Source organism: Pseudomonas sp. P1.31, assembly GCF_001269815.1.
Lineage (GTDB): Bacteria > Pseudomonadota > Gammaproteobacteria > Pseudomonadales > Pseudomonadaceae > Aquipseudomonas > Aquipseudomonas rustica.
The window spans coordinates 169,224-190,588 of the sequence record NZ_LHVN01000027.1 but is presented as its reverse complement, the minus strand read 5'-3'; the positions used below and the strand labels follow the sequence as shown (position 1 = coordinate 190,588).

Annotated in this window: 22 protein-coding genes; 12 read left to right on the top strand and 10 right to left on the bottom strand. The window is 58.5% G+C overall.

Translation table 11 applies throughout. The features are described 5' to 3' along the window. Window positions 1-3 precede the first annotated feature (3 nt). Window positions 4-1,467, top strand: coding sequence for a glyceraldehyde-3-phosphate dehydrogenase (locus AD669_RS17680; RefSeq protein ID WP_053122073.1), 1,464 nt, complete (start codon window positions 4-6; stop codon window positions 1,465-1,467). Between the two features lie 171 nt (window positions 1,468-1,638). On the opposite strand, the gene AD669_RS17675 is transcribed toward AD669_RS17680, so the two are convergent. Further along, entirely contained in the window at window positions 1,639-2,940 is a 1,302-nt protein-coding gene (locus tag AD669_RS17675) for an MFS transporter (protein ID WP_053122071.1), read from the bottom strand. 73 nt (window positions 2,941-3,013) lie between these two features. Between AD669_RS17675 and AD669_RS17670 the strand changes: the two genes are divergently transcribed. Continuing rightward, window positions 3,014-4,063: an FAD:protein FMN transferase gene (locus tag AD669_RS17670; protein ID WP_172680130.1), complete on the top strand. Its 1,050-nt coding sequence runs from the start codon at window positions 3,014-3,016 to the stop codon at window positions 4,061-4,063. A gap of 197 nt (window positions 4,064-4,260) precedes the next feature. Beyond that, window positions 4,261-5,655, top strand: a complete 1,395-nt coding sequence (sthA, locus tag AD669_RS17665; protein ID WP_038362239.1) for a Si-specific NAD(P)(+) transhydrogenase — start codon at window positions 4,261-4,263, stop codon at window positions 5,653-5,655. A 42-nt stretch (window positions 5,656-5,697) separates the two neighbouring features. Here sthA and AD669_RS17660 read toward each other — a convergent pair whose 3' ends face one another. Next, window positions 5,698-6,420: a glycerophosphodiester phosphodiesterase family protein gene (locus tag AD669_RS17660; RefSeq protein WP_008087738.1), complete on the bottom strand. Its 723-nt coding sequence runs from the start codon at window positions 6,418-6,420 to the stop codon at window positions 5,698-5,700. Window positions 6,421-6,434: 14 nt separating this feature from the next. Further along, a complete protein-coding gene (locus AD669_RS17655; RefSeq protein WP_053122069.1) occupies window positions 6,435-7,016 on the bottom strand; it encodes a PilZ domain-containing protein in 582 nt (193 codons plus the stop codon). A 94-nt stretch (window positions 7,017-7,110) separates the two neighbouring features. On the opposite strand from AD669_RS17655, the gene AD669_RS17650 reads away from it, so the two are divergent. The 3 genes from AD669_RS17650 (at window position 7,111) to AD669_RS17640 (ending at window position 10,359) form a co-directional block, all read left to right on the top strand. After that, window positions 7,111-8,361, top strand: coding sequence for a lipoprotein-releasing ABC transporter permease subunit (locus tag AD669_RS17650; RefSeq protein ID WP_053122066.1), 1,251 nt, complete (start codon window positions 7,111-7,113; stop codon window positions 8,359-8,361). After that, window positions 8,354-9,052, top strand: coding sequence for a lipoprotein-releasing ABC transporter ATP-binding protein LolD (gene lolD / locus AD669_RS17645; protein WP_053122064.1), 699 nt, complete (start codon window positions 8,354-8,356; stop codon window positions 9,050-9,052). Before AD669_RS17650 ends, lolD begins: the two co-directional genes overlap by 8 nt. Window positions 9,053-9,114: 62 nt before the next feature. Beyond that, window positions 9,115-10,359 (top strand): lipoprotein-releasing ABC transporter permease subunit, encoded by a 1,245-nt coding sequence (locus AD669_RS17640; RefSeq protein ID WP_053122062.1) that lies wholly within the window; start codon window positions 9,115-9,117, stop codon window positions 10,357-10,359. A 38-nt stretch (window positions 10,360-10,397) separates the two neighbouring features. Here the strand turns inward: AD669_RS17640 and AD669_RS17635 are convergent, their stop codons facing one another. Both AD669_RS17635 and AD669_RS17630 read right to left on the bottom strand, forming a co-directional pair. Beyond that, a complete protein-coding gene (locus AD669_RS17635) occupies window positions 10,398-11,744 on the bottom strand; it encodes a heavy metal sensor histidine kinase (protein ID WP_053122060.1) in 1,347 nt (448 codons plus the stop codon). Next, window positions 11,744-12,424 (bottom strand): heavy metal response regulator transcription factor, encoded by a 681-nt coding sequence (locus tag AD669_RS17630; RefSeq protein WP_053122058.1) that lies wholly within the window; start codon window positions 12,422-12,424, stop codon window positions 11,744-11,746. The genes AD669_RS17635 and AD669_RS17630 overlap by 1 nt, the downstream gene beginning before the upstream one ends. Before the next feature lie 164 nt (window positions 12,425-12,588). On the opposite strand from AD669_RS17630, the gene AD669_RS17625 reads away from it, so the two are divergent. Both AD669_RS17625 and queF read left to right on the top strand, forming a co-directional pair. Beyond that, complete coding sequence (locus tag AD669_RS17625; RefSeq protein WP_053122057.1) at window positions 12,589-13,116, top strand: plastocyanin/azurin family copper-binding protein; 528 nt, start codon at window positions 12,589-12,591, stop codon at window positions 13,114-13,116. Between the two features lie 61 nt (window positions 13,117-13,177). Then, complete coding sequence (gene queF / locus AD669_RS17620; RefSeq protein ID WP_053122055.1) at window positions 13,178-14,008, top strand: NADPH-dependent 7-cyano-7-deazaguanine reductase QueF; 831 nt, start codon at window positions 13,178-13,180, stop codon at window positions 14,006-14,008. Window positions 14,009-14,153: 145 nt separating this feature from the next. On the opposite strand, the gene AD669_RS17615 is transcribed toward queF, so the two are convergent. Beyond that, the gene (locus AD669_RS17615) at window positions 14,154-14,417 is read right to left on the bottom strand and encodes a DUF4404 family protein (RefSeq protein ID WP_053122053.1); all 264 of its coding nucleotides are present in this window, start codon (window positions 14,415-14,417) and stop codon (window positions 14,154-14,156) included. A gap of 109 nt (window positions 14,418-14,526) precedes the next feature. After that, on the bottom strand, window positions 14,527-15,147 hold the full coding sequence (locus AD669_RS17610) for a hypothetical protein (RefSeq protein WP_053122051.1): 621 nt from the start codon (window positions 15,145-15,147) through the stop codon (window positions 14,527-14,529). Window positions 15,148-15,343: 196 nt separating this feature from the next. On the opposite strand from AD669_RS17610, the gene AD669_RS17605 reads away from it, so the two are divergent. Then, window positions 15,344-16,033: a VacJ family lipoprotein gene (locus AD669_RS17605; protein ID WP_053122049.1), complete on the top strand. Its 690-nt coding sequence runs from the start codon at window positions 15,344-15,346 to the stop codon at window positions 16,031-16,033. Between the two features lie 54 nt (window positions 16,034-16,087). Here the strand turns inward: AD669_RS17605 and AD669_RS17600 are convergent, their stop codons facing one another. Beyond that, the gene (locus tag AD669_RS17600; RefSeq protein ID WP_053122047.1) at window positions 16,088-16,387 is read right to left on the bottom strand and encodes a PilZ domain-containing protein; all 300 of its coding nucleotides are present in this window, start codon (window positions 16,385-16,387) and stop codon (window positions 16,088-16,090) included. A gap of 273 nt (window positions 16,388-16,660) precedes the next feature. On the opposite strand from AD669_RS17600, the gene rssB reads away from it, so the two are divergent. Together rssB and rssC are read left to right on the top strand one after the other, a co-directional pair. Further along, window positions 16,661-17,842, top strand: a complete 1,182-nt coding sequence (rssB, locus tag AD669_RS17595; RefSeq protein ID WP_053122045.1) for a two-component system response regulator RssB — start codon at window positions 16,661-16,663, stop codon at window positions 17,840-17,842. Next, window positions 17,842-18,324: an anti-sigma factor antagonist RssC gene (gene rssC / locus AD669_RS17590; protein ID WP_042560140.1), complete on the top strand. Its 483-nt coding sequence runs from the start codon at window positions 17,842-17,844 to the stop codon at window positions 18,322-18,324. The genes rssB and rssC overlap by 1 nt, the downstream gene beginning before the upstream one ends. A gap of 198 nt (window positions 18,325-18,522) precedes the next feature. On the opposite strand, the gene tal is transcribed toward rssC, so the two are convergent. Together tal and AD669_RS17580 are read right to left on the bottom strand one after the other, a co-directional pair. Next, window positions 18,523-19,449, bottom strand: coding sequence for a transaldolase (tal, locus tag AD669_RS17585; protein ID WP_053122043.1), 927 nt, complete (start codon window positions 19,447-19,449; stop codon window positions 18,523-18,525). A gap of 202 nt (window positions 19,450-19,651) precedes the next feature. After that, window positions 19,652-20,608, bottom strand: coding sequence for a cellulase family glycosylhydrolase (locus AD669_RS17580; protein ID WP_053122041.1), 957 nt, complete (start codon window positions 20,606-20,608; stop codon window positions 19,652-19,654). 292 nt (window positions 20,609-20,900) lie between these two features. Here AD669_RS17580 and AD669_RS17575 point away from each other — a divergent pair, with 292 nt between their 5' ends. Continuing rightward, the gene (locus AD669_RS17575) at window positions 20,901-21,341 is read left to right on the top strand and encodes a low molecular weight protein-tyrosine-phosphatase (protein ID WP_053122039.1); all 441 of its coding nucleotides are present in this window, start codon (window positions 20,901-20,903) and stop codon (window positions 21,339-21,341) included. Window positions 21,342-21,365 lie beyond the last annotated feature (24 nt).

Here is a 21,365-nt window from a genome sequence, read left to right as displayed (position 1 = left end):
TACATGTGGAAGGTTACCGTGACTCAGAAGCCCGACCAGTGTCTTGGTGAATGGATCGACCGTGAAGCACTCGCAGAAGCGATGATCCCGCTTATCGGTCAGCTCTACCGCAATAACAACGTGGTGAGCTCGATCTATGGCCGCAGCCTGATCAACCAGTCTGTCATCGCGATTCTCAAAGCTCACCGCTTTGCGCGCCACCGTTCTTCCGACGACAGCGAACTCTCCGTCCACGAAACATTCCCACTGCTCAAAGCCATGAGCGAGCTCAAGCTCGGCGCGGCTTCGGTAGATCTGGGCAAGTTGGCGTTCAAATTCCGCAACGAAGGCAATGGCCGCACCGCCGAGCAATTCGTTCGTGAAGAAATGGCCGATGTGGTTGGCCAGCAAAACGCTTCCGCACGTAAAGGCACCGACGTTGTGCTGTACGGCTTCGGTCGTATCGGCCGTCTGCTGGCGCGCATCCTGATTGAGAAAACCGGTGGTGGCGACGGTCTGCGTCTGCGTGCCATCGTCGTGCGCAAAGGCGCCGACAACGACCTGACCAAACGCGCCAGCCTGCTGCGTCGCGATTCGGTACATGGTTCGTTCAACGGCACCATCACCATCGACGAAGAAAACAACACCATCACCGCCAACGGTAACCTGATTCAGGTGATCTACGCGAAGAACCCGACTGAAGTGGATTACACCCAGTACGGCATCAAAGACGCGCTGCTGGTGGACAACACCGGTGTATGGCGTGACGCTGATGGCCTGGGCCAGCACTTGCAGTGCCCGGGTATCGACCGCGTTGTTCTGACTGCACCTGGCAAAGGCAAGCTGAAGAACATCGTTCACGGCATCAACCACGGTGAAATCACCGCTGATGACAAGATCGTCTCCGCTGCTTCCTGCACCACCAACGCCATCGTGCCGGTGCTGAAAGCTGTGAATGACAAGTTCGGCATCATCAACGGTCACGTTGAAACCGTTCACTCGTACACCAACGACCAGAACCTGATCGACAACTTCCACAAAGGCGATCGCCGTGGTCGTAGCGCCGCGCTGAACATGGTGATCACCGAAACCGGTGCTGCCACTGCTGCTGCCAAGGCCCTGCCTGAGCTGGCCGGCAAGCTGACCGGTAACGCGATCCGCGTTCCAACGCCGAACGTGTCGATGGCCATTCTCAACCTCAACCTTGAGAAAGCCGCCACCCGTGAAGAGATGAACGAGTACCTGCGCTACATGGCGCTGCACTCCGATCTGCACAAGCAAATCGACTTCGTTAACTCGCAGGAAGTGGTTTCGACCGACTTCGTTGGTTCGCGCCATGCTGGTGTGGTCGACGCTGAAGCGACCATCGTTCAGGACAACCGCGTTGTTCTGTATGTTTGGTACGACAACGAGTTCGGTTACAGCTGCCAGGTTATCCGCGTGATGGAAGACATGGCTGATGTGAATCCGCCAGCGTTCCCGCGCTAAGCGATAGCTGCACATGAAAACGCCCCGACTTTGGTCGGGGCGTTTTTGTTTGTGTGCCTTTTAGAGCTGTGTTGTCAGTACCGGCCCCTTCGCGAGCAAGCTCGGCTCCTACAAGGGATTTGTGAGCGCCACATCTCCAATGTAGGAGCAAAGCTTGCTCGCGATAGCGTTCTATCGGGCGCCGCCAGGGATAGCCGCTTGCGCCGTGCGCAGTTCATGCTTGTTACCACGAAACAGCACCAACGTTGCAATCAACCCGAGTGCCGCCGCACCACTCAGCCAGATCCCCGGCGCAGCCTTGTTATCCAGCACATGAATCAGATAAGTACACGCCGCCGGGGTAAACCCGCCAAACGTCGCCGTCGCCAGGCTATAGGCCAGCGAGAACCCGGTCGTACGCACTTCCACCGGCATGATCTCGGTCAGCGCCACCACCATCGCGCCGTTGTACGAGCCGTACAGGAACGACAACCACAACTCGACGATCAGCAAATGGCTGAAGCTCGGATTCGCCACCAACCACGACAGCGCTGGATACGCGGTCAGAATCGCCAGAATAGTCGCCGCCAGCAGTAGGGGTTTACGTCCAATCTTGTCGGACACCGCGCCCATCACTGGCAGCCAGAAGAAATTCGACAGGCCGATACACACCGTCACCAGCAACGCATCGAAATCCGACAAGTGCAGCTCAGCCTTGCCGAAGGTCGGGGTGTACGCAGTGATCAGATAGAAGGAAACCGTGGTCATCACCACCAGCGCCATGCCAGCGATAACGATGCCAAAGTTCTGACCGATCGAGCGGACAATTTCCCGCAGGGTAGGGCGATGTTTCCGCGCCTGGAATTCCGGGGTTTCTTCCAGCGAACGACGAATGACGAAGATCACCGGCACAATCATGCAGCCGATCAGGAACGGCACGCGCCAGCCCCAGTCACCCATCTGTTCCGGACTCAGCCAATGATTGAGGCCGACGCCGAGCAAACCGGCGAACACCACTGCCGCTTGTTGGCTGGCGGACTGCCAACTGACGAAAAAGCCCTTGCGGCCCGGTGTGGCGATTTCAGCCAGATACACCGACACGCCGCCCAACTCCACGCCCGCCGAGAAACCTTGCAGCAAGCGGCCAAACAGCACCAGCAAAGGAGCGGCAACGCCGAGGGTGGCGTATCCCGGAACACAGGCAATCAGCACCGTACCGGCGGCCATCAATGCCAGCGTGATGATCAAACCCTGGCGACGGCCATGACGGTCAATGTAGGCGCCGAGGAAGATCGCCCCCAGCGGTCGCATCAAGAAACCGGCACCAAAAGTCGCCAACGACAGCATCAGCGAAGCGAAGGCACTGTCAGTCGGGAAGAAGGTTTTGGCGATGGCCGTGGCGTAGAAGCCATAGACCATGAAGTCGAACATTTCGAGGAAGTTGCCGCTGACAACGCGAAAGATCGCTTTGCCTTTGCCCGTGGAAGTGGACATTTTTAGATACTCTTTATTGGATTTTTAGAAGCGCGTTGCATCCGTTGGGAGCGAGCGGGCCCTTTGATTCATAATGGCCGGCGCGGTTTTGCGGGGAGATGAAGAATTGTTCACTGGACGGTTTGTGGGGTTCGTGGTTTTGGCGGGGTTTTTGGCGGCCTGCGGCGAGGGTGAGTCGATGGAAAGCTTTGGCGGGCCAACCATGGGCAGCACGTATTCGATCAAGTACGTGCGTCATGCGGGTGATGCCGATTCCGCGCAAGTTCGCAGTGAAGTAGAAGGGATCCTCGCCGAAGTTGATCAGCAGCTGTCCACTTACCGCAATGATTCAGATATCGAGCGTTTCAACGCTTTGCCCGCCAATAGCTGTCAGACAATGCCCGCGTCGATACTCGAATTGATCCGCGTCGGCGAACAACTGTCAGCGCAAAGCGAAGGTTCCTACGACCTCACCGTTGAACCGCTGATGAATCTCTGGGGCTTCGGCCCGCAAGGCCGCGAAGAAAAAGTCCCCGATGCCGCCGCGCTGGACGAGGTGATGCAGCGGGTCGGTCATCAGCATCTGCACATCAATGGCGATCAGTTGTGCAAGGACGCCGCTGTCGAGGTCGACTTCAATAGTATCGCCGCTGGTTACGCCGTCGACACCATCGCCGCAAGGCTCGACACGTTGGGCATTCACGATTACCTCGCTGAAGCCACGGGCGAATTAAAGGCAAAAGGCAAAAAGCCCGACGGCTCCCCGTGGCGCATTGCTCTGGAAGAACCCCGCGACGATCAGCAGATCGCCGAGCGCATCATTGATGTCGACGGCTACGGCGTTTCGACCTCTGGCGACTACCGCAACTATTTCCTGCAGGACGGTCGGCGCTATTCCCACACCTTCGATGCCCGCACCGGTGCGCCCGTCCTACACGACCTGGCGTCAGTCACGGTAATTCATCCTTCAGCGTTGATGGCCGATGGACTATCGACGCTGTTGCTTATTCTCGGCCCCGAAAGGGCTATGGACTATGCCGAAAAACATGACATCGGTGCATTCTTGGTGATTCGTGCCGATACAGGTTTCGTCATCCGCACCAGTCCGGCGTTCGAACGCCTCAGTGGCAAAAAAACTGACTGAGAACAATACGAAAGCTGGCGTTGTAGTGCAGGCAAAAGTAGCCTACGACGCGACCAAGGGTTAATGTGCGCGGCGTTGACGCTTCTATAGACTGTGTCCGGGTTCTTGATTGACCCCCAATTGTTCCTTCGCGCCGCCGTTCGGCGTGATTTAGCCGTAGGTGCTGCTGGCACCGCGGCCTGTTCTGAGGAGTACGCATGGCTGTCTACAACTACGACGTGGTGGTACTGGGTTCCGGCCCGGCGGGAGAAGGCGCGGCAATGAACGCCGCCAAAGCAGGGCGCAAGGTCGCGATGGTCGACAGCCGTCGTCAGGTCGGCGGCAACTGCACCCACCTCGGCACCATCCCGTCCAAGGCACTGCGTCACTCGGTGCGGCAGATCATGCAGTTCAACACTAATCCTATGTTCCGGGCGATCGGCGAGCCACGCTGGTTCTCCTTCCCGGACGTGTTGAAAAGCGCCGAGAAAGTCATTTCCAAACAAGTCGCCTCGCGCACTGGCTACTACGCCCGTAACCGCGTCGACGTGTTCTTCGGCACCGGCAGCTTCGCCGACGAGCAAACCATCGAAGTGGTCTGCGCCAACGGCGTGGTCGAGAAACTGGTGGCCAAGCACATCATCATCGCCACCGGTTCGCGTCCTTATCGCCCGGCGGACATCGATTTCCACCACCCGCGTATCTACGATAGCGACACCATCCTCAGCCTCAACCACACCCCGCGCAAACTGATCGTTTACGGCGCCGGCGTGATTGGTTGCGAATACGCGTCGATCTTCAGCGGTCTGGGCGTACTGGTTGAACTGGTCGATAACCGTGGTCAGTTGCTGAGCTTCCTCGACTCGGAAATTTCCCAGGCGTTGAGCTACCACTTCAGCAACAACAACATTACCGTGCGCCACAACGAAGATTACGATCGCGTTGAAGGCGTCGACAACGGCGTGATCCTGCACCTGAAGTCCGGCAAGAAGATCAAGGCCGACGCCTTGCTCTGGTGCAACGGCCGTACCGGCAACACCGACACGCTGGGTCTGGAAAACATCGGCGTCAAGGTCAACAGCCGTGGCCAGATCGAAGTCGACGAGGCTTACCGCACCTGCGTACCGAACATTTACGGTGCCGGTGACGTGATCGGCTGGCCGAGCCTGGCCAGTGCCGCTCACGACCAAGGCCGTTCGGCCGCTGGCAGCATTGTTGATAACGGCAGCTGGCGCTTCGTGAATGACGTGCCGACCGGCATCTATACCATTCCGGAGATCAGCTCGATCGGCAAGAACGAGCAGGAACTGACTCAGGCCAAAGTGCCGTACGAAGTCGGCAAGGCGTTCTTCAAGAGCATGGCGCGTGCGCAGATCGCCGGCGAGCCGCAAGGCATGCTGAAGATCCTGTTCCACCGTGAAACCCTGGAAGTGTTGGGCGTGCACTGCTTCGGTTATCAGGCGTCGGAGATCGTCCACATCGGTCAGGCGATCATGAGCCAGCCGGGTGAACTGAACACCCTGAAGTACTTCGTCAACACCACGTTCAACTACCCGACCATGGCGGAAGCCTATCGGGTAGCGGCGTACGACGGCCTCAACCGGCTTTTTTGACGGGCTCCGGCCGGTGGCCTGAGCCGGCCGGGGAGACCGATTTCAGCAATTCTCGAGCGTGGCAGTGGCCAAACCGGGAAAGTCTGTAATCAGGCTGTCAACGCCGAAGTCGGCGAGTCTGCGCATCAGCGCAGGCTCGTTGACGGTCCACACCGACACATGCAGCCCCTGACGCTGCGCCTTCTGCAGGCGTTCCGGCGTACACAGCGTCCAGTTCAGCGCAAGAATCTCGCAGCCGTAACTAGCCGCGACCTTCAACGGGTCGAGCCAGGCGTATTCGGCGACCAGTCCGCGCGACACGTCCGGCACCAGATCCAGCGCCGCTTTCAGCACTTCCCGCGAACTCGAGGTGATCGTCACCTTATCGAGCAGGCCGTGGCGCTGGGCCATTTCACGAATCGCCAGCACCGTGGTTGCGGCGCGCGTGCGTGAAGCGCTTTTCACTTCGAGCTGCCAGTGCTCGAAATCACATTGCTCGAACAACTCTTCCAGCGTCGGAATCGGGCATGGCTTGATCCAGCCCGGGCCACCCTTGCGCGCGTCGTAAGTCACCAGCTCGGCGGCGGTGTGCTCGACGACTTTGCCGCGCCGATCCGTGGTGCGCTTGAGGGTCGGGTCGTGGATGACCATCAACTCGCCGTCCTTGGACAGGTGCAGATCGAGTTCGCAACGGCGCACGCCGTGCTTGAGACATTCCTGAAAGCTGCTCAGGGTGTTTTCCGGTGCTTCGCCCTTGGCGCCGCGGTGGCCGTAGATGAGGGTCACGGTTCTTCCTTAAATTAAATGCCTGATTCGTTCTGTTCGCGGGCCAGACGTCGTTCCTGGGCCTGCTTCTGCAAGATATAGCGGGCGAGCAATTGGCGCTGGGCATCGGTCAAGTGTTCGAACTCGGTGCCGACGTCGAATCCGTTGCCCTTGGGGTCGCAATGGGTGACGCGGGCGCGCAGCAACAGGCCCAGCGCTTGCGGCATCAGCACCAGTTTCACCGACAGGTGCGCGCCGGCGGCGATCGGCGTCGGGTACTGAAAGTCGATCCCGCCTTCGGAAATGATCACCGGTTGCGGCTCGCCGATCTGGCCGAGCACGGTCAGGGCGACCACCTGGCTGAGCAGGTCGATGCGTTTGTTCTGGGATTTCAGGAACGCGGCGATGGCGCGGTCGCGCTCGCTGATCTGGCGCAACAAGTGCTGCGACTCGAATTCGCTCAGGTGCAGTTCGCTGAGCAGGTTGAACAGCGGGGAAGCATCCTGCAACACTTCCTGGCCTGCGGCTTCGGGAGCGGACAGGGGCCGAATTTCCAGTGCGATCGTGTCCTCGATACGGTAGTATTCGCGGCGATCTTCTTCATCTAATGTCGACATGGCGAACCCATGGTAGCGGCGGTGGTCTGAGTGTAAAGCTGGTTATCGACCCCCGCCACAAGGACGTTCCTTTTCCCTCCGAACAAGCCCCGACATGTTCAGACCTCTCTTCGTATTTATCGGCACGCGTTATACCCGTGCAAAGCGTCGCAATCATTTTGTGTCATTCATTTCCCTGACTTCGATGATCGGGCTCGCCCTTGGCGTGGTCGTGATGATCGTCGTGCTGTCGGTGATGAATGGCTTCGATCATGAGATGCGCACCCGCGTGCTGGGCATGGTGCCCCACGCGACCATTGAATCCACTGAGCCGATCAACGACTGGCAAAGCCTGGCCACCAAGGTCAAGCAGAACCCGCAGGTGACGGCGGTTGCGCCGTTCACCCAGATGCAGGGCCTGCTGACCAATAACGGTCAGGTCTCCAAGGTGTTGCTCAATGCCATCGACCCTGCGCTCGAGCGCAAGGTGTCGATCATCGACAACTTCATGAAGCAGGGCAAACTCGACGATTTAACGCCGGGCAGCTTCGGCATCGTCATCGGCGACAAGGCCGCGACCAAGCTGGGCGTCGGCATCGGTGACAAGGTCACCTTCGTCGCGCCGGAGGTCAGCGTGACCCCGGCCGGGATGTTCCCGCGCATGAAGCGCTTCACCGTGGTCGGCATCTTCCATGTCGGCGCCGGCGAGCTCGACGGCTATCTGGGCGTCACCAACCTGCAGGATCTGGCGAAGATGCACCGCTGGAAGCCTGATCAGGTGCAGGGCATCCGCCTGAAGTTCGACGACTTGTTCCAGGCGCCGCGTGTGGCATGGAACATCGCCCAGCAACTTGGCGAAGACCATTACTACGCTCGTGACTGGACGCGCACCCACGGCAACCTGTATCAGGCGATCCGTATGGAAAAAGCCATGATCGGCCTGCTGTTGCTGCTGATCGTCGCCGTTGCCGCGTTCAACATCATTTCCACGCTGGTGATGGTGGTCAACGACAAGAAGGGCGACATCGCCATTCTGCGCACCTTGGGCGCAACACCGGGCACGATCATGCGCACGTTCATGGTGCAAGGCACGGTGATCGGTGTAGTCGGCACGGCGATTGGCGCAGTGGTCGGGATTTTCGCGGCGCTCAATGTCAGCGCGGCGATCTCGGCACTGGAAGGGCTGATCGGCCACAAATTCCTTAATGCTGACGTGTATTTCATTGATTATCTTCCGTCGCAGGTGCAGAGCCAGGACGTGGTCATGGTCTGCGCGGCGGCGTTGGTTCTGAGTTTCCTCGCCACCCTGTATCCCGCCTGGCGTGCCGCGCGCACCCAGCCGGCGGAGGCGCTACGTTATGAGTGAGTCGGGCATGAGTGAACAAGCAATCTTGAGCTGCCGCAACCTGGGCAAATCCTACGAGGAAGGCCCGGAGTCGGTAGAAGTGCTGGCCGGTCTGCAACTGGAGTTGCACCCGGGCGAGCGTGTGGCGATTGTCGGCACCTCGGGTTCGGGCAAAAGTACTTTGCTCAACCTGCTCGGTGGACTGGATACGCCGACCAAGGGCAGCGTCTGGCTCGACGGCGAAGAATTGTCGGCACTGAGCGAGAAGAAGCGCGGCCTGCTGCGTAACCGTTCGCTCGGTTTCGTTTACCAGTTCCACCATTTGCTGCCGGAATTTACCGCGCTGGAAAACGTGTGCATGCCGCTGCTGATCGGCAAGACGCCGATCCCGGAAGCCCGTCAGCGCGCCACCGCATTGCTGGAGCGCGTCGGCCTCGGCCATCGCCTCGAGCACAAACCCTCGGAACTGTCCGGTGGTGAGCGTCAGCGTGTGGCGATTGCCCGTGCCTTGGTGAACAAGCCAGGCTTGGTGATGCTCGACGAGCCGACCGGCAACCTCGACTCCCACACCGCGCAGGGCATTCAGGATTTGATGCTGGAGCTCAGCACCTCGATGCGCACCGCGTTTTTGGTGGTGACTCACGACATGAACCTGGCCCGTCAGATGGATCGCGTACTGCACCTGCAAGAAGGTCGCCTCACGCCTATCTGATTGGCTGAAACCCGACCCTGAAAAGGCGTCGGGTCTTTTATTTTTATACGGTGCCCCAGCGAATGTTCAGACCGTTATCGATCTTTATCGGCACGCGCTATACCCGCGCCAAGCGCCGCAATCGCTTTGTTTCGTTCATTTCGATGACCTCGATGATCGGCCTCGCCCTCGGCGTGCTCGCAATGATCGTGGTGTTGTCGGTGATGAACGGCTTCCAGCGCGAAATGAGCTCGCGCATCCTCGGCATGGTGCCGCACGCGACCATCGTTGGCGTGAAGCCGATTGATGACTGGCAGCCAGTGGCCGCCGCCGCGATGAAAAATCCCGAAGTGACTGCCGCTGTGCCGTTCACCGAAATGGAAGGCATGCTCTCCTATAAAGGCATGATGCAGCCGATTCAGATCAGCGGCGTCGATCCTGCGCAGGAAGGCAAGGTCTCGATCGTTGCCCAGCACATCGTGCAGGGCCGTCTCGATGCGTTGAAACCGGGCGAGTTCGGTGTGGTGATCGGTGAAATCACTGCGCGACGTTTCCGTCTCAACGTCGGCGACAAAATTACCCTGATCGTCCCGGAAGTCAGCACCGCGCCGGGTGGCATCACCCCGCGCATGCAGCGGCTGAACGTGGTCGGCGTGTTCAAGGTTGGCGCTGAACTGGACGGCTCGATGGGTCTGATCCATGTCGCCGATGCCGCGACCATGCAGCACTGGGAACCGAATCAGGTACAGAGCGTGCGTCTGGCAGTCAAAGACCTGTACGCGGCGCCGAAAGTCTCCGCAGACATCGCCGCCAGTCTGGGCGCCGAGTTCAAGGCTGACGACTGGACGCACACTCAGGGCAGCCTGTTCAGTGCGATGAAAATGGAAAAAACCATGATCGGCCTGCTGTTGCTGATGATCGTCGCGGTGGCGGCGTTCAACATCATCGCGACGCTGATCATGGTGGTGAACGACAAGGGCGCGGACATCGCGATCCTGCGTACCATCGGCGCGACGCCCCGGCAGATCATGGCGATTTTCATGGTGCAGGGCACGGTGATCGGGATTGTCGGTACGATCATTGGCGGCGTGTTGGGCGTGATTGCGGCGTTGAATGTCAGTCAGATCGTCGGCTGGATCGAGCGAGTCAGTGGGCAGCACATCTTCAGTTCTGATGTGTATTTCGTCAGCAATTTGCCGTCGGAATTGCAGGGCGGGGACGTGCTGTTGATCTGCTCGGCGGGGTTTATTTTGAGCTTCCTGGCGACGGTGTATCCGGCGTGGCGAGCGGCGAAGATCGAACCGGCTCATGCCCTGAGATATTCGTAAGCGACCTAAGCTCGTTCCCACGCAGAGCGTGGGAACGATCAGCTTCGAGGCAACTCAATCACAAACCGCGTCCAACCCGCCTCTGATTCGCAACGAATCTGCCCCCCATGCGCGCGGACAATCGATTGAGTAATCGCCAACCCCAACCCCGCATGCTCACTGCTGCCTTCCTGCCGCGCCGGATCGGCCCGATAAAATCGGTCAAACAGCCGTGGCAACAACTCCGCAGAAATCCCATCCCCAGTGTTTTCAACCGAAACCCGCACAGCGCTCGGTAATTCAGCGATCCGCAAACTCACTGAGCCCGCCGCCGGGGTAAACCGCAACGCGTTATCCAGCAAATTCGACAAGGCCCGCCGCAACATATTGCGATCCCCTTCGATCTGCGCGTTACCTTCGCGGCTCAGCGTGACGCCGGCGTCCTCCGCCAGCGGCGCAAAAAACTCCAGCAACACATCGGTCTCATCCGCCAATTCCAGCGGCTCACGCTTGGGCATCAGCAAACCGTGGTCAGCCTTGGCCAGGTACAACATGTCATTGACCAGTTGCGCCATCCATTGCAGTTCTTCGAGGTTGCTGTGCAGCGCTTCGCGGTAATCCTCGATCGGCCGGGGGCGGGTGAGGGTGACCTGGGTGTGAGTCAGCAAGTTCGACAGCGGCGTGCGCAGTTCGTGGGCGATGTCGGCTGAAAACGCCGAGAGTCGCTGAAACGAATCGTCGAGACGGCCGAGCATGGCGTTGAAGCTGTTGGCCATTTCCGCAAGCTCTGGCGGCATTTGCGCTTCCGGCAGTCGGGCATTCAGCGATTGTGCAGAAATCCCACGCGCCACCGCGCTCATGCGCCGCAATGGACGTAATCCGCTGCGGGCGGCCCACGCGCCGAGCAACGCTGTGGCAAGTGCCGAGAGGCCGACGGTCAGCCAGATCAAATGCTGCATGCGTTGCAGGAAGTGCTGGTGATGGGTGATGTCGAGCAACAGGCTCAATTGCGGCGAATCGGACTTTTCCGGGTAGAGCGGGGCATTGAGCACGCGGTAATCGGTGCCGTCAGTGCTGATCGTCGACAGCCCGTTTTGCGACGGCAAATCCTTAGGGATCTGCGTCGAGCTGTCGTACCAGCGCTGGCCGTCAGCACCGGTGATGCGCAGCGACAAATCGGCCTGACGGCTGAGCTCATCCGCCAGTCGCGCTTCACGCTGAGTCGGCTGAACGTCCTGCAGCGCGCGGCGCAGGCCAATCAGTTTGCCATCCAGTTGTTGCTGGTCGAGCTCAATGAAATGCACCTCGCTGGCGCGGTTGAACAGCACCCCGGCGAACAGCGAGACCACCGCGGTGCAAGCGGCGAACAACAACGCCAGGCGCGAACTCAGGGACAAACGGCGCATCAGACGCTGCGCTCTTCAAGCACGTAACCCATGCCGCGCACGGTGTGGATCAGTTTGTTGGGGAACTCGTCGTCGATTTTCAGACGCAAACGGCGGATCGCCACTTCGATGACATTGGTGTCGCTGTCGAAATTCATGTCCCAGACCTGCGAGGCGATCAGCGATTTCGGCAACACTTCGCCTTGGCGACGCAAAAGCATTTCCAGCAGGGCAAACTCTTTGGCGGTCAGGTCGATGCGCTGGCCGCTGCGTTCTACACGGCGGCGAATCAGATCCAGACGCAAGTCGGCGAGTTGCAGACTGGTTTCCTGTGGCGTGGCACTGCCACGACGCAAGAGACTGCGCACCCGCGCCAGCAACTCGGAGAAGGCGAACGGTTTGACCAGGTAATCGTCAGCACCGAGTTCGAGGCCGTGAACCCTGTCCTCCACCGCGTCTTTAGCCGTGAGAAAAAGTACCGGTGTGTCCAGTCCGGCACTGCGCACCGCTTGCAGAATCTGCCAGCCACTGCGACCGGGCAGCATCACGTCGAGGATCAACAGCGCATAATCACCAGTCAGTGCCAGTTGCTGGCCGCTGTTACCGTCGGCCACCAGTTCGGTATTAAACCCGGCCTCGGTCAGGCCCTGACGCAGGTATTGGCCGGTTTTCGCTTGGTCTTCGACGATCAACAGTTTCATGGGCGACTCGGGTTATTCGGGGATGATTCAGTGAAGGCTTTATACCGTGAGAGCACGCGTGAGGCGCCAACCTGACAAAGTTGTAATCTGCCTGTCAGGTTGATGCCAGTGCAGGGCGGCTAAAGTTTCCCACAGGCTGAACCTTATCTTGTTGGAGAACGACCATGTTTTTACGCCAATCCCTGGCCTTGTATTTGTTGGCGTTGAGCTCGCCGGTATGGGCGGCCCCCGCGCACACCTACGACTTCGGCCAGCCAGCGCCCGCCGCCAAAGCCACGCGCAGCGTTGAAGTGGTGCTGAACGACATGTCGTTCGACCCCAAGGCGATTCAGGTCAAGGCCGGTGAGACCGTTCGTTTTGTGCTGGTGAATAAAGGCCAGTTGCTGCACGAATTCAACCTCGGTGACGCAGCGATGCATGCCAAACACCAGCAGGAAATGTTGCAGATGCAGCAAAGCGGCATGCTTACGCCTACCGGCATGAAGGAAATGTCCCACGACATGGCGGGCATGGATCACGCCGCGATGGGCCATGGCATGAAGCATGACGACCCGAACAGCGTGCTGGTTGAGCCGGGTAAAACGGCGGAACTGACCTGGACGTTCAGCAAAGCCACGAGCCTGGAATTTGCCTGCAATATTCCGGGGCATTATCAGGCGGGGATGGTGGGTAAGTTGACTGTCAGTCAGTAACCACTCAAAGCCGCGCGCAAAGGCTGGTAGAATCCGCTGATTCTTCAGTCAGGTTTCCGCCATGCATCCCGCAGCCGAACATTCGCCGCTGGGCAAGTCCAGCGAATACATCGCCACTTACACGCCATCCTTGTTGTTCCCGATTCCGCGCACTGCGAAGTGGGCGGAGCTGGGGCTGACCGCCGAGACCCTGCCTTATAAAGGTGTGGATTTCTGGAACTGCTTCGAGCTGTCGTGGTTGTTGCCGTCGGGCAAACCGGTGGTGGCGATTGCCGAGTTCAGCATTCCGGCGGATTCGCCGAATATCATCGAGTCGAAGTCGTTCAAGCTGTACTTGAACTCGTTGAATCAGTCGCCGTTTGCCGACGTCGCCACGCTGGAAGCGACGCTGGTCAAGGATCTCTCGGCCGCTGCCGGGAAACCGGTGGGCGTGCGGGTGCGCAGTTTGAAAGACGTTGAAGCCGAAGGCGTTGTGGCGTTGCCGGGCGTGTGCATCGATGATCTGGATATCAGTGTCAGCAACTATGAGCATCCGCGTCCGGAGCTGCTGCGTTGCGATGAGTCGCGGATCGTCGAGGAGACTGTTTACAGTCATCTGCTTAAATCGAACTGCCCGGTGACCAGTCAGCCGGACTGGGGCACGGTGGTCGTGGAATATCGCGGCTCGGCGCTGGATCACGCCAGTTTGCTGGAGTACATCGTGAGTTTCCGTCAGCACTCGGACTTTCATGAGCAGTGTGTGGAGCGGATCTTTCTTGATCTGCAGCGACTGTTGAAGCCGGAGAAGCTGACGGTGTTTGCGCGGTATGTGCGTCGCGGTGGTCTGGACATCAACCCGTACCGCAGCACCGAAAGCGTACAACTGCCGAACGACCGGCTCGTGCGACAGTAAGATCAAAAGATCGCAGCCTTCGGCAGCTCCTACCTTTGGAATGCACTCCCCATGTAGGAGCTGCCGAAGGCTGCGATCTTTTAAATGTCAGAAATGAAAAAGCCCTGCCGGTGATGGCAGGGCTTTTTTTGTGCGGCCGGAAATCCTAGATCCCCATGCTACCCAGCGCATTGACGATATTGCGCAGGGTGCCGGCGATCGCCGGGTGCTCGACTTCGAAGCGCTCGACCGCCAGGTTCACGCCATCGGCGATGCTGGCGTCCTGAGTAGCGTTCTCCAATTGTATTTCAGACTCGATTTGCGCCATCAACACGCGCAGATCTTCACGTTCGGCTTCCGACAGTGGCGGATTCTGCTCCAGTTGCTCGCGCAGGGTTTCGAGCTGTTTTTGCAGTTCTTGGGCCGGCATTGGTGTTTTCCTTTTATCGAGAGGCACTGGCATTGACCGCAGCCGCGCGCCAAAGGTCTGTGGCTGACCTTTAGATTAATCCACTCTCGTTCAAACTGCATGATCCCGATCAGGGCTTTTCGCCTTTGAGGCGGCGCAGGCTGATGTCGGCGAGGCAGGTGTCGAGTTCGCCCAGGTGATCGATCACTGAATGCACGCCAAGCCCGAACAATTGCACCGTTGCCTTGCCCCGCAGTTGTTCGCGTTCTTTTTGCGTCAGCGCTTGCCATTCACTCGGCGCCAGACCGCACAGTGAACCGCAGGAGGCGAGGCCGATCGTCCACAATCCGGCATTCAGCCCGGCTTGCAGCAAACGAGGTTCGCCGCTGACCAGCACGCAGCCATCGAGTCGATCGACGTTGAGTCCCATTAGTGCTTGCCAGCAAGCATTCGGCGCGGGCCATGGATTGTTTGTTGCTGAATGTTGCGGAGGTTTGATCCACTCCGGTAAAGCGGCCGACAGCGGTTTTGCCAGGGCAGGGGGGAGTTCATCGATCCATGCGCAGGGGATTTTACGACGCTGCAGACTGAGCAGGCTATCGAGTGCGCCGGGAGTCGTTATGGCGTGCTCCGGGTCGCTGCCGCCAAGTTGCAGCGCACGTGCGCCGAAATCCACCAGACAGCCACTGAGCCCGAACAGCACGGCGGTCAGGCTGGGTGTGGCGAGCGGTAAGGTTTCGGCCTGTGACATGGAAGCGTCCCTGAAATAGCGTCAAGGCTAGGGCGCGACAATGACAGTTGGATGACAGGGTTTGCGGAAGGGAATGAAGGAAACTTCCTACAGACAGTCTCATGCCAGACTGCCCAAAATGCCGATTGCGCTTATACTAGCGTTCTTACGCGTGGCCTCAGCTGCCCGTGCCAGAATCAAATCCAAGGAGTTTTCTATGCGCTGGAGCAATCCTCTCGCTCAGCTTTGTGTATGCGCCAGTGTCATGCTGGTTCCGTTCGCCGCCAACGCTGCGACGGAAGAAGACCCTTGGGAAAGCGTTAACCGTCCGATCTTCCAGTTCAACGATTTCGTTGATACCTACGCGCTGAAGCCGCTGGCACAGGGTTATCAGTTCGTGACGCCGCAGTTCGTTGAAGACGGCATCCACAACATGTTCCAGAACGTTGGCGACGTCACCAACCTGGCGAACAACATTCTGCAAGCCAAACCGGCTGCCGCTGGCGTTGATACGGCGCGTCTGATCTTCAACACCACTTTCGGTCTGCTCGGCTTCTTCGACGTCGGCACTAAGATGGGCCTGCACCGCAGCGACGAAGATTTCGGCCAGACCCTCGGTTACTGGGGCGTGAGCAGCGGCCCGTACGTGATGCTGCCCTTGATGGGCCCGAGCACCCTGCGTGACGCACCGTCCAAGTACGTCGACAGCTTCACCGGCATGTATCGCTACATCGACGACGTACCGGCGCGTAACTCGATCTTCGGTCTGAACATCGTCGACACCCGCGCCAGCCTGCTGTCGAGCGAGAAGCTGATCAGCGGCGACAAGTACACGTTCATCCGCAACGCTTACCTGCAGAACCGCGAGTTCAAAGTTAAAGATGGTCAGGTTGAAGACGATTTTTAATCTCGACCTGTAGAAACAACAAGGCGACCCTCGGGTCGCCTTTTTTGTGTGCGCTTATTTCATCTTCAGAATGGTCAGGCCGAGCTTCTGAGCGCCGCCGTTTTGGGCGCTGACCCAGACCACTTCGGTCTCGGCCTCAAGGCCAGTGAGCGCTGCATGGTCGGAGTCGATCCGCACGCGCAAACGGTCGCCGACCGCGAATTGTCTGGGTGCTTCGACCTGCATGCCACTGCTCGATAGGTCGATGCACACCCCTGAAACCTCATCACCCTCATGAATCAACACGACATCGGCATCGACCCGCATGCGGATGAAATCGCGCTTTTCGCTGTAGTCCCGACCGGTTTGACTCATGCCTTCGTCCTTCCATTGGGTTACGGTTTGAGCTGTTCTTATAACTCTCAGTGATTTGACAAGTAAAGTCGTCAAGCGACCATCGGCGCATGCTTGAAACGCTCTGCGGATGGGAGTACCGTCTGCGCCTTAGAAGGGCACCTCTGAAGTAACTGCGTTTCGGCCTATGCTCGAAAGCGGTGCGACAGAGAGGCTAGAAAGCGAATCCAGTAGTCCGCGCAGGGTTGTTACCTTGCCCACTACGCCAACCTAATTCTGGCGCCGTTTGCCCACATGCCAAAAACCAGTGCCACGCTGCTGATAATCGATGATGACGAAGTAGTGCGTGCGAGCCTCGCGGCCTATTTGGAAGACAGTGGTTTCAGCGTCCTGCAGGCCAGCAACGGCCAACAGGGTCTCAAGGTATTCGAGCAAGAACAGCCCGATTTGGTTATCTGCGATCTGCGTATGCCGCAGATGGGCGGACTCGAATTCATTCGCCAGGTCACCGAGCGTTCGCCGCAGACGCCGATGATCGTGGTATCGGGTGCCGGCGTGATGAACGACGCGGTCGAGGCCTTGCGCCTGGGCGCGGCGGATTACCTGATCAAGCCTCTCGAAGATCTGGCCGTGCTCGAGCACTCTGTGCGCCGGGCCCTCGATCGTTCGCGTCTGCTGCTGGAAAACCAGCGCTACCGCGAGAAGCTGGAAAAGGCCAATCGTGAGCTCGCCGCCAGCCTGAACCTGCTCCAGGAAGACCAGAACGCCGGTCGCCAGGTGCAGATGAACATGCTGCCGGAAAGTCCGTGGAGCATCGACGAGTTCAAGTTTGCCCACCAGATCATCCCGTCGTTGTACTTGTCGGGTGATTTTGTCGACTATTTCCGCGTCGACGAGCGCCGGGTTGCGTTTTACCTGGCGGATGTTTCCGGGCATGGCGCCTCTTCAGCCTTCGTCACGGTGCTGTTGAAGTTCATGACCACGCGCCTGCTGTTCGAATCCAAGCGCAACGGCACATTGCCGGAATTCAAGCCTTCAGAAGTCCTTGGTCATATCAACCGGGGGCTGATCAGTTGTAAGCTGGGCAAACACGTCACAATGGTCGGTGGAGTCATCGACGAGGAGACCGGTTTGTTGACCTATAGCATCGGCGGTCATCTGCCTTTGCCAGTGTTGTACACGCCTGACAGTGTTCGTTATCTCGAAGGGCGCGGTTTGCCGGTGGGCCTCTTTAATGAAGCCACCTATGAAGACCACGTGCTTGAGCTGCCGCCGACGTTCAGCCTGACGCTGATGTCCGATGGCATTCTGGATCTGTTGCCAGAACCCACGCTCAAAGAAAAAGAAGCTGCTTTGCCCCAACGGGTGAAGTCGGCGGGCGGCAGCCTGGATGGTCTGCGGCAAGTGTTTGAATTGGCCACGCTAGGGGAGATGCCGGATGATATCGCCCTGTTGGTGTTGAGCAGGAATCTTTAATGAGTACCGGTAGAATCCAGTTCGCCGAGCAGGACGGCACCTTCGTCCTGAAATTCGTCGGTGAAGTTCGCCTGACCCTGTGTTCGGCGTTGGATGCGACTATTGAGAAAATCTTCACCGCGCTGAATTTCAACGCGATCGTGATCGATTTGACCGAAACCCGCAGCATCGACAGCACCACCTTGGGCTTGCTGGCCAAACTGTCGATCCTGTCGCGGCAAAAGGTCGGCCTGCTGCCGACTGTCGTGACCACCCACGATGACATCACCCGTCTGCTGCAATCGATGGGGTTTGAGCAGGTGTTCAACATCGTCAACCACCCGGTGCCATGCCCGGAGTGCCTGGACGACCTGCCAGATCAGGATCAGTCGGAAGAAGTGGTGCGGATCAAGGTGCTGGAAGCACACAAAATCCTCATGGGCCTGAACGATTCCAATCGCGAAGCGTTTCATGACCTGGTGAATGCCCTCGAGCGGCATTGATCTCATGTAGTGATGTCGTCTGGGCTGGCTCCTTCGCGAGCAAGCTCGCTCCCACACTGGATCAGCGTCGTTCACAAATCCCTTTGTGGGAGCGAGCTTGCTCGCGAAGGCTTAAGTTCAGTCAACGCAGCTCTCAATCCAGAACAAAAAAGGGCGAACCCTCACAGGTTCGCCCTTTTTGCATTTCAAACAATCAAATCACAGCTTGGCCTGCAACAGCGCCTCAAGCTTCTCCTGGTCGCGAGCGAACTGACGGATGCCCTCAGCCAGTTTCTCGGTGGCCATCGCGTCTTCGTTGGACAGCCAGCGGAATTGCGCTTCGTTCAGGCTCTGACGGGCTTCGCCGGCGTGGCCTGGGGCCAGTTTGCGCTCCAGCTTGCCGTTATCCGCTGCCAGTTTGTCGATCAGATCCGGGCTGATGGTCAGGCGGTCGCAACCGGCCAGTTGTTCGATCTGATTCAGGTTACGGAAGCTCGCGCCCATGACCACCGTTTTGTAGTCATTGGCTTTGTAGTAGTTGTAGATGCGCGTGACCGACTGTACGCCCGGATCATCGGCGCCGGTGTAGTCATTGCCGTTGGCCTTTTTGTACCAGTCGTAGATGCGGCCCACGAACGGCGAAATCAGGAACACGCCGGCATCGGCGCAGGCTGCGGCCTGAGCGAAGGAGAACAGCAGGGTCAGGTTGGTCTGAATGCCTTCTTTTTCCAGCACTTCAGCGGCGCGAATGCCTTCCCAGGTCGAAGCGATCTTGATCAGTACGCGGTCGCGGCCAATGCCGGCCTTGTCGTACAGCTCGATCAGGCGATGCGCGCGCTTGAGCACGGCGTCTTTGTCGAACGACAGGCGTGCATCCACTTCGGTGGAGATACGGCCCGGGATCACTTTAAGAATTTCCTGACCTACCGCGACGCCAAAACGGTCGCTGGCCAGGCCGACATCGCCCTTGCAGTCGCTGACGCAAGCGTTCAGCAGCTCGGCGTAGCCGGAAATGGCCGCGGCTTTGAGCAGCAGGGAAGGGTTGGTGGTGGCGTCGACCGGTTTGACTCGGGCGATCGCTTCGAAGTCGCCAGTGTCGGCCACTACGGTGGTGAATTGTTTGAGTTGTTCCAGCTTGGAAGTCATGGGCGTGCTCTATCCTATGGGTCTGATGACATTACCCGAGCGCTGACGGTCACTCAAGGGCGTGGACGTGTATCGATGGCCCCTGCGGCAACAACCTGAAAACGATTGTTTGAAAGGTGGGGCGGGCTATCGATGAATACGATGCCAAAACAGCGCACAGGTTCAAAGCAACCGACCTGCGTACAGATCGGTTGCGCACGGACTACTCAGCGTTCAACAAAGATTCAACCGACAATCGCGCCGGTTTCGGCTGACCGTCAGAGGTCAACAGGCCGAAGTTCTTCTCGCGATCGTTACTGCCGGAATCACTGTTCTTCCATTCATAGATAGACGTCAGCGGGATCTGCAGTTTTTTAACATCGCCAATAAAGGCGTTGATCTTGCTCGCCTGACCATCGGCGCCACCATTAGAGCTGAGCGCTGAGACGCCCCACTCACTGATTACCCCCGGCAAATGGAAGTTCTGCTGAATGAATGCCTGCGCGCTGCTGATCTGCGCAGCAGTCATGCCATACGGGTGATACGACACCGCGCTCAGGCATTTCGGGTATTCGCTGACGATGCGGTTCAGCGCCACGGTGGACGCGGAACCGGCGGTCGGCGGCCGCGCGAAGCCATATCCCACCAGTGGCGTCGCCGGCGGCTTGCCCTGCAACGTCTTGCACACCGAACTCATGAACGGCACGAACGTCGTGTCGAAATTGCCCGTCGGCCAGTAGGTCGGCAGATCCGGCTCGTTCCACAGCTCAATCGCCACCAGTTGCGCGCTGTAGGACGTTTCCAGGCTTGTCACGGCATTGGCGAACGCTTCGCCCGCCGTCGCCAGTTCGCTGCCTGACGAGGCAGGTAACGGCTTGATCGCACGCACCGTCAACAGCACCGGCAAGCCCGCTGATCGCGCCGCCGCAAAGGCAGCGCTGACCTGCTGTTGATAGGCCTTGGCGCTCAGGCTGTCGCTCCACACACCGAAGCGCACAAAACTGAACCCGGCGGCTTTGATCTGCGCGGCATCGGCGGCGGTGAAGTTCTGGATCTTCACCTGCACGCCGATGGTTTTGGCGGGGAGGTTAGGGAACAGCTCACTGGCGTGAACCTGACTGGTGGCACCGAGCAGCGCCAACGTCAGCGCGCCGAGTTTTTTCAGAGGTGTCGATTTCATGTCTGCTCTCCCGAAGAGAAGTGACAACTACGAAGAATGATCTCTTTTCTCAGTTTTCGAGTGAGGTGATGGCACTTAGTGCGCGAATGTTATTTTTTGTCGGAAAACAATCAGCCGAAAATCACAGTTATTTTTAGTCCGCTAATAGTGGTTGGGCGCCTTTAAAACGCTGTGGTACTTAATGCTCCAGTACTAACAGGGCGATTCTATTTCTGAGTGCAGAAAGATCCACAGGGTTCATTGCAATCCTTTGGCATGTTGGCCGTTTGACATTACCCGGGAAAGTAAAACCTTGTTCAGAAAGATCCTTGTTGTGTGCGTGGGCAATATTTGCCGCAGTCCGACGGCAGAACTGTTGCTGCGTAACGCGCTGGCCTCGTCAGCGATCACCGTCACCTCCGCAGGCCTTGCGGCGCGGGTCGGCGAGGGTGTCGAAGCGTCGGCGCGTCAGGTGCTCGAAGATCACGGCCACAGCGCCGAAACGTTCAAGGCTCGGCAACTGACATCAGACATCGTCAATGAATCAGACCTGATTCTGGTCATGGAAAAACAACACGTTAATCAAGTACTGAAGATTGCCGCGCACGCGCGGGGCAAAGTGTTTCTGCTTGGCAAGTGGCAGAGCGAGCGCGAAATACACGATCCGTACCGTCAAGGTAAAGCCGCTTTTATCCATGCGCATGCATTGATTGAAGATGCAGTTAGTTCATGGGCGCAGCGCCTCGGGCATTGACGAATATTCTTCAGAACAGTGAAT

What these genes read in the sequence shown, in the direction of transcription:
- AD669_RS17680 (WP_053122073.1), top strand. Translation starts at nt 4, where the DNA reads ATGTGGAAGGTTACCGTGACTCAGAAGCCCGACCAGTGTCTTGGTGAA.
- AD669_RS17675 (WP_053122071.1), bottom strand. Translation starts at nt 2,940, where the DNA reads ATGTCCACTTCCACGGGCAAAGGCAAAGCGATCTTTCGCGTTGTCAGC.
- AD669_RS17670 (WP_172680130.1), top strand. Translation starts at nt 3,014, where the DNA reads ATGGCCGGCGCGGTTTTGCGGGGAGATGAAGAATTGTTCACTGGACGG.
- sthA (WP_038362239.1), top strand. Translation starts at nt 4,261, where the DNA reads ATGGCTGTCTACAACTACGACGTGGTGGTACTGGGTTCCGGCCCGGCG.
- AD669_RS17655 (WP_053122069.1), bottom strand. Translation starts at nt 7,016, where the DNA reads ATGTCGACATTAGATGAAGAAGATCGCCGCGAATACTACCGTATCGAG.
- AD669_RS17650 (WP_053122066.1), top strand. Translation starts at nt 7,111, where the DNA reads ATGTTCAGACCTCTCTTCGTATTTATCGGCACGCGTTATACCCGTGCA.
- lolD (WP_053122064.1), top strand. Translation starts at nt 8,354, where the DNA reads ATGAGTGAGTCGGGCATGAGTGAACAAGCAATCTTGAGCTGCCGCAAC.
- AD669_RS17640 (WP_053122062.1), top strand. Translation starts at nt 9,115, where the DNA reads ATGTTCAGACCGTTATCGATCTTTATCGGCACGCGCTATACCCGCGCC.
- AD669_RS17635 (WP_053122060.1), bottom strand. Translation starts at nt 11,744, where the DNA reads ATGCGCCGTTTGTCCCTGAGTTCGCGCCTGGCGTTGTTGTTCGCCGCT.
- AD669_RS17630 (WP_053122058.1), bottom strand. Translation starts at nt 12,424, where the DNA reads ATGAAACTGTTGATCGTCGAAGACCAAGCGAAAACCGGCCAATACCTG.
- AD669_RS17625 (WP_053122057.1), top strand. Translation starts at nt 12,589, where the DNA reads ATGTTTTTACGCCAATCCCTGGCCTTGTATTTGTTGGCGTTGAGCTCG.
- queF (WP_053122055.1), top strand. Translation starts at nt 13,178, where the DNA reads ATGCATCCCGCAGCCGAACATTCGCCGCTGGGCAAGTCCAGCGAATAC.
- AD669_RS17615 (WP_053122053.1), bottom strand. Translation starts at nt 14,417, where the DNA reads ATGCCGGCCCAAGAACTGCAAAAACAGCTCGAAACCCTGCGCGAGCAA.
- AD669_RS17610 (WP_053122051.1), bottom strand. Translation starts at nt 15,147, where the DNA reads ATGTCACAGGCCGAAACCTTACCGCTCGCCACACCCAGCCTGACCGCC.
- AD669_RS17605 (WP_053122049.1), top strand. Translation starts at nt 15,344, where the DNA reads ATGCGCTGGAGCAATCCTCTCGCTCAGCTTTGTGTATGCGCCAGTGTC.
- AD669_RS17600 (WP_053122047.1), bottom strand. Translation starts at nt 16,387, where the DNA reads ATGAGTCAAACCGGTCGGGACTACAGCGAAAAGCGCGATTTCATCCGC.
- rssB (WP_053122045.1), top strand. Translation starts at nt 16,661, where the DNA reads ATGCCAAAAACCAGTGCCACGCTGCTGATAATCGATGATGACGAAGTA.
- rssC (WP_042560140.1), top strand. Translation starts at nt 17,842, where the DNA reads ATGAGTACCGGTAGAATCCAGTTCGCCGAGCAGGACGGCACCTTCGTC.
- tal (WP_053122043.1), bottom strand. Translation starts at nt 19,449, where the DNA reads ATGACTTCCAAGCTGGAACAACTCAAACAATTCACCACCGTAGTGGCC.
- AD669_RS17580 (WP_053122041.1), bottom strand. Translation starts at nt 20,608, where the DNA reads ATGAAATCGACACCTCTGAAAAAACTCGGCGCGCTGACGTTGGCGCTG.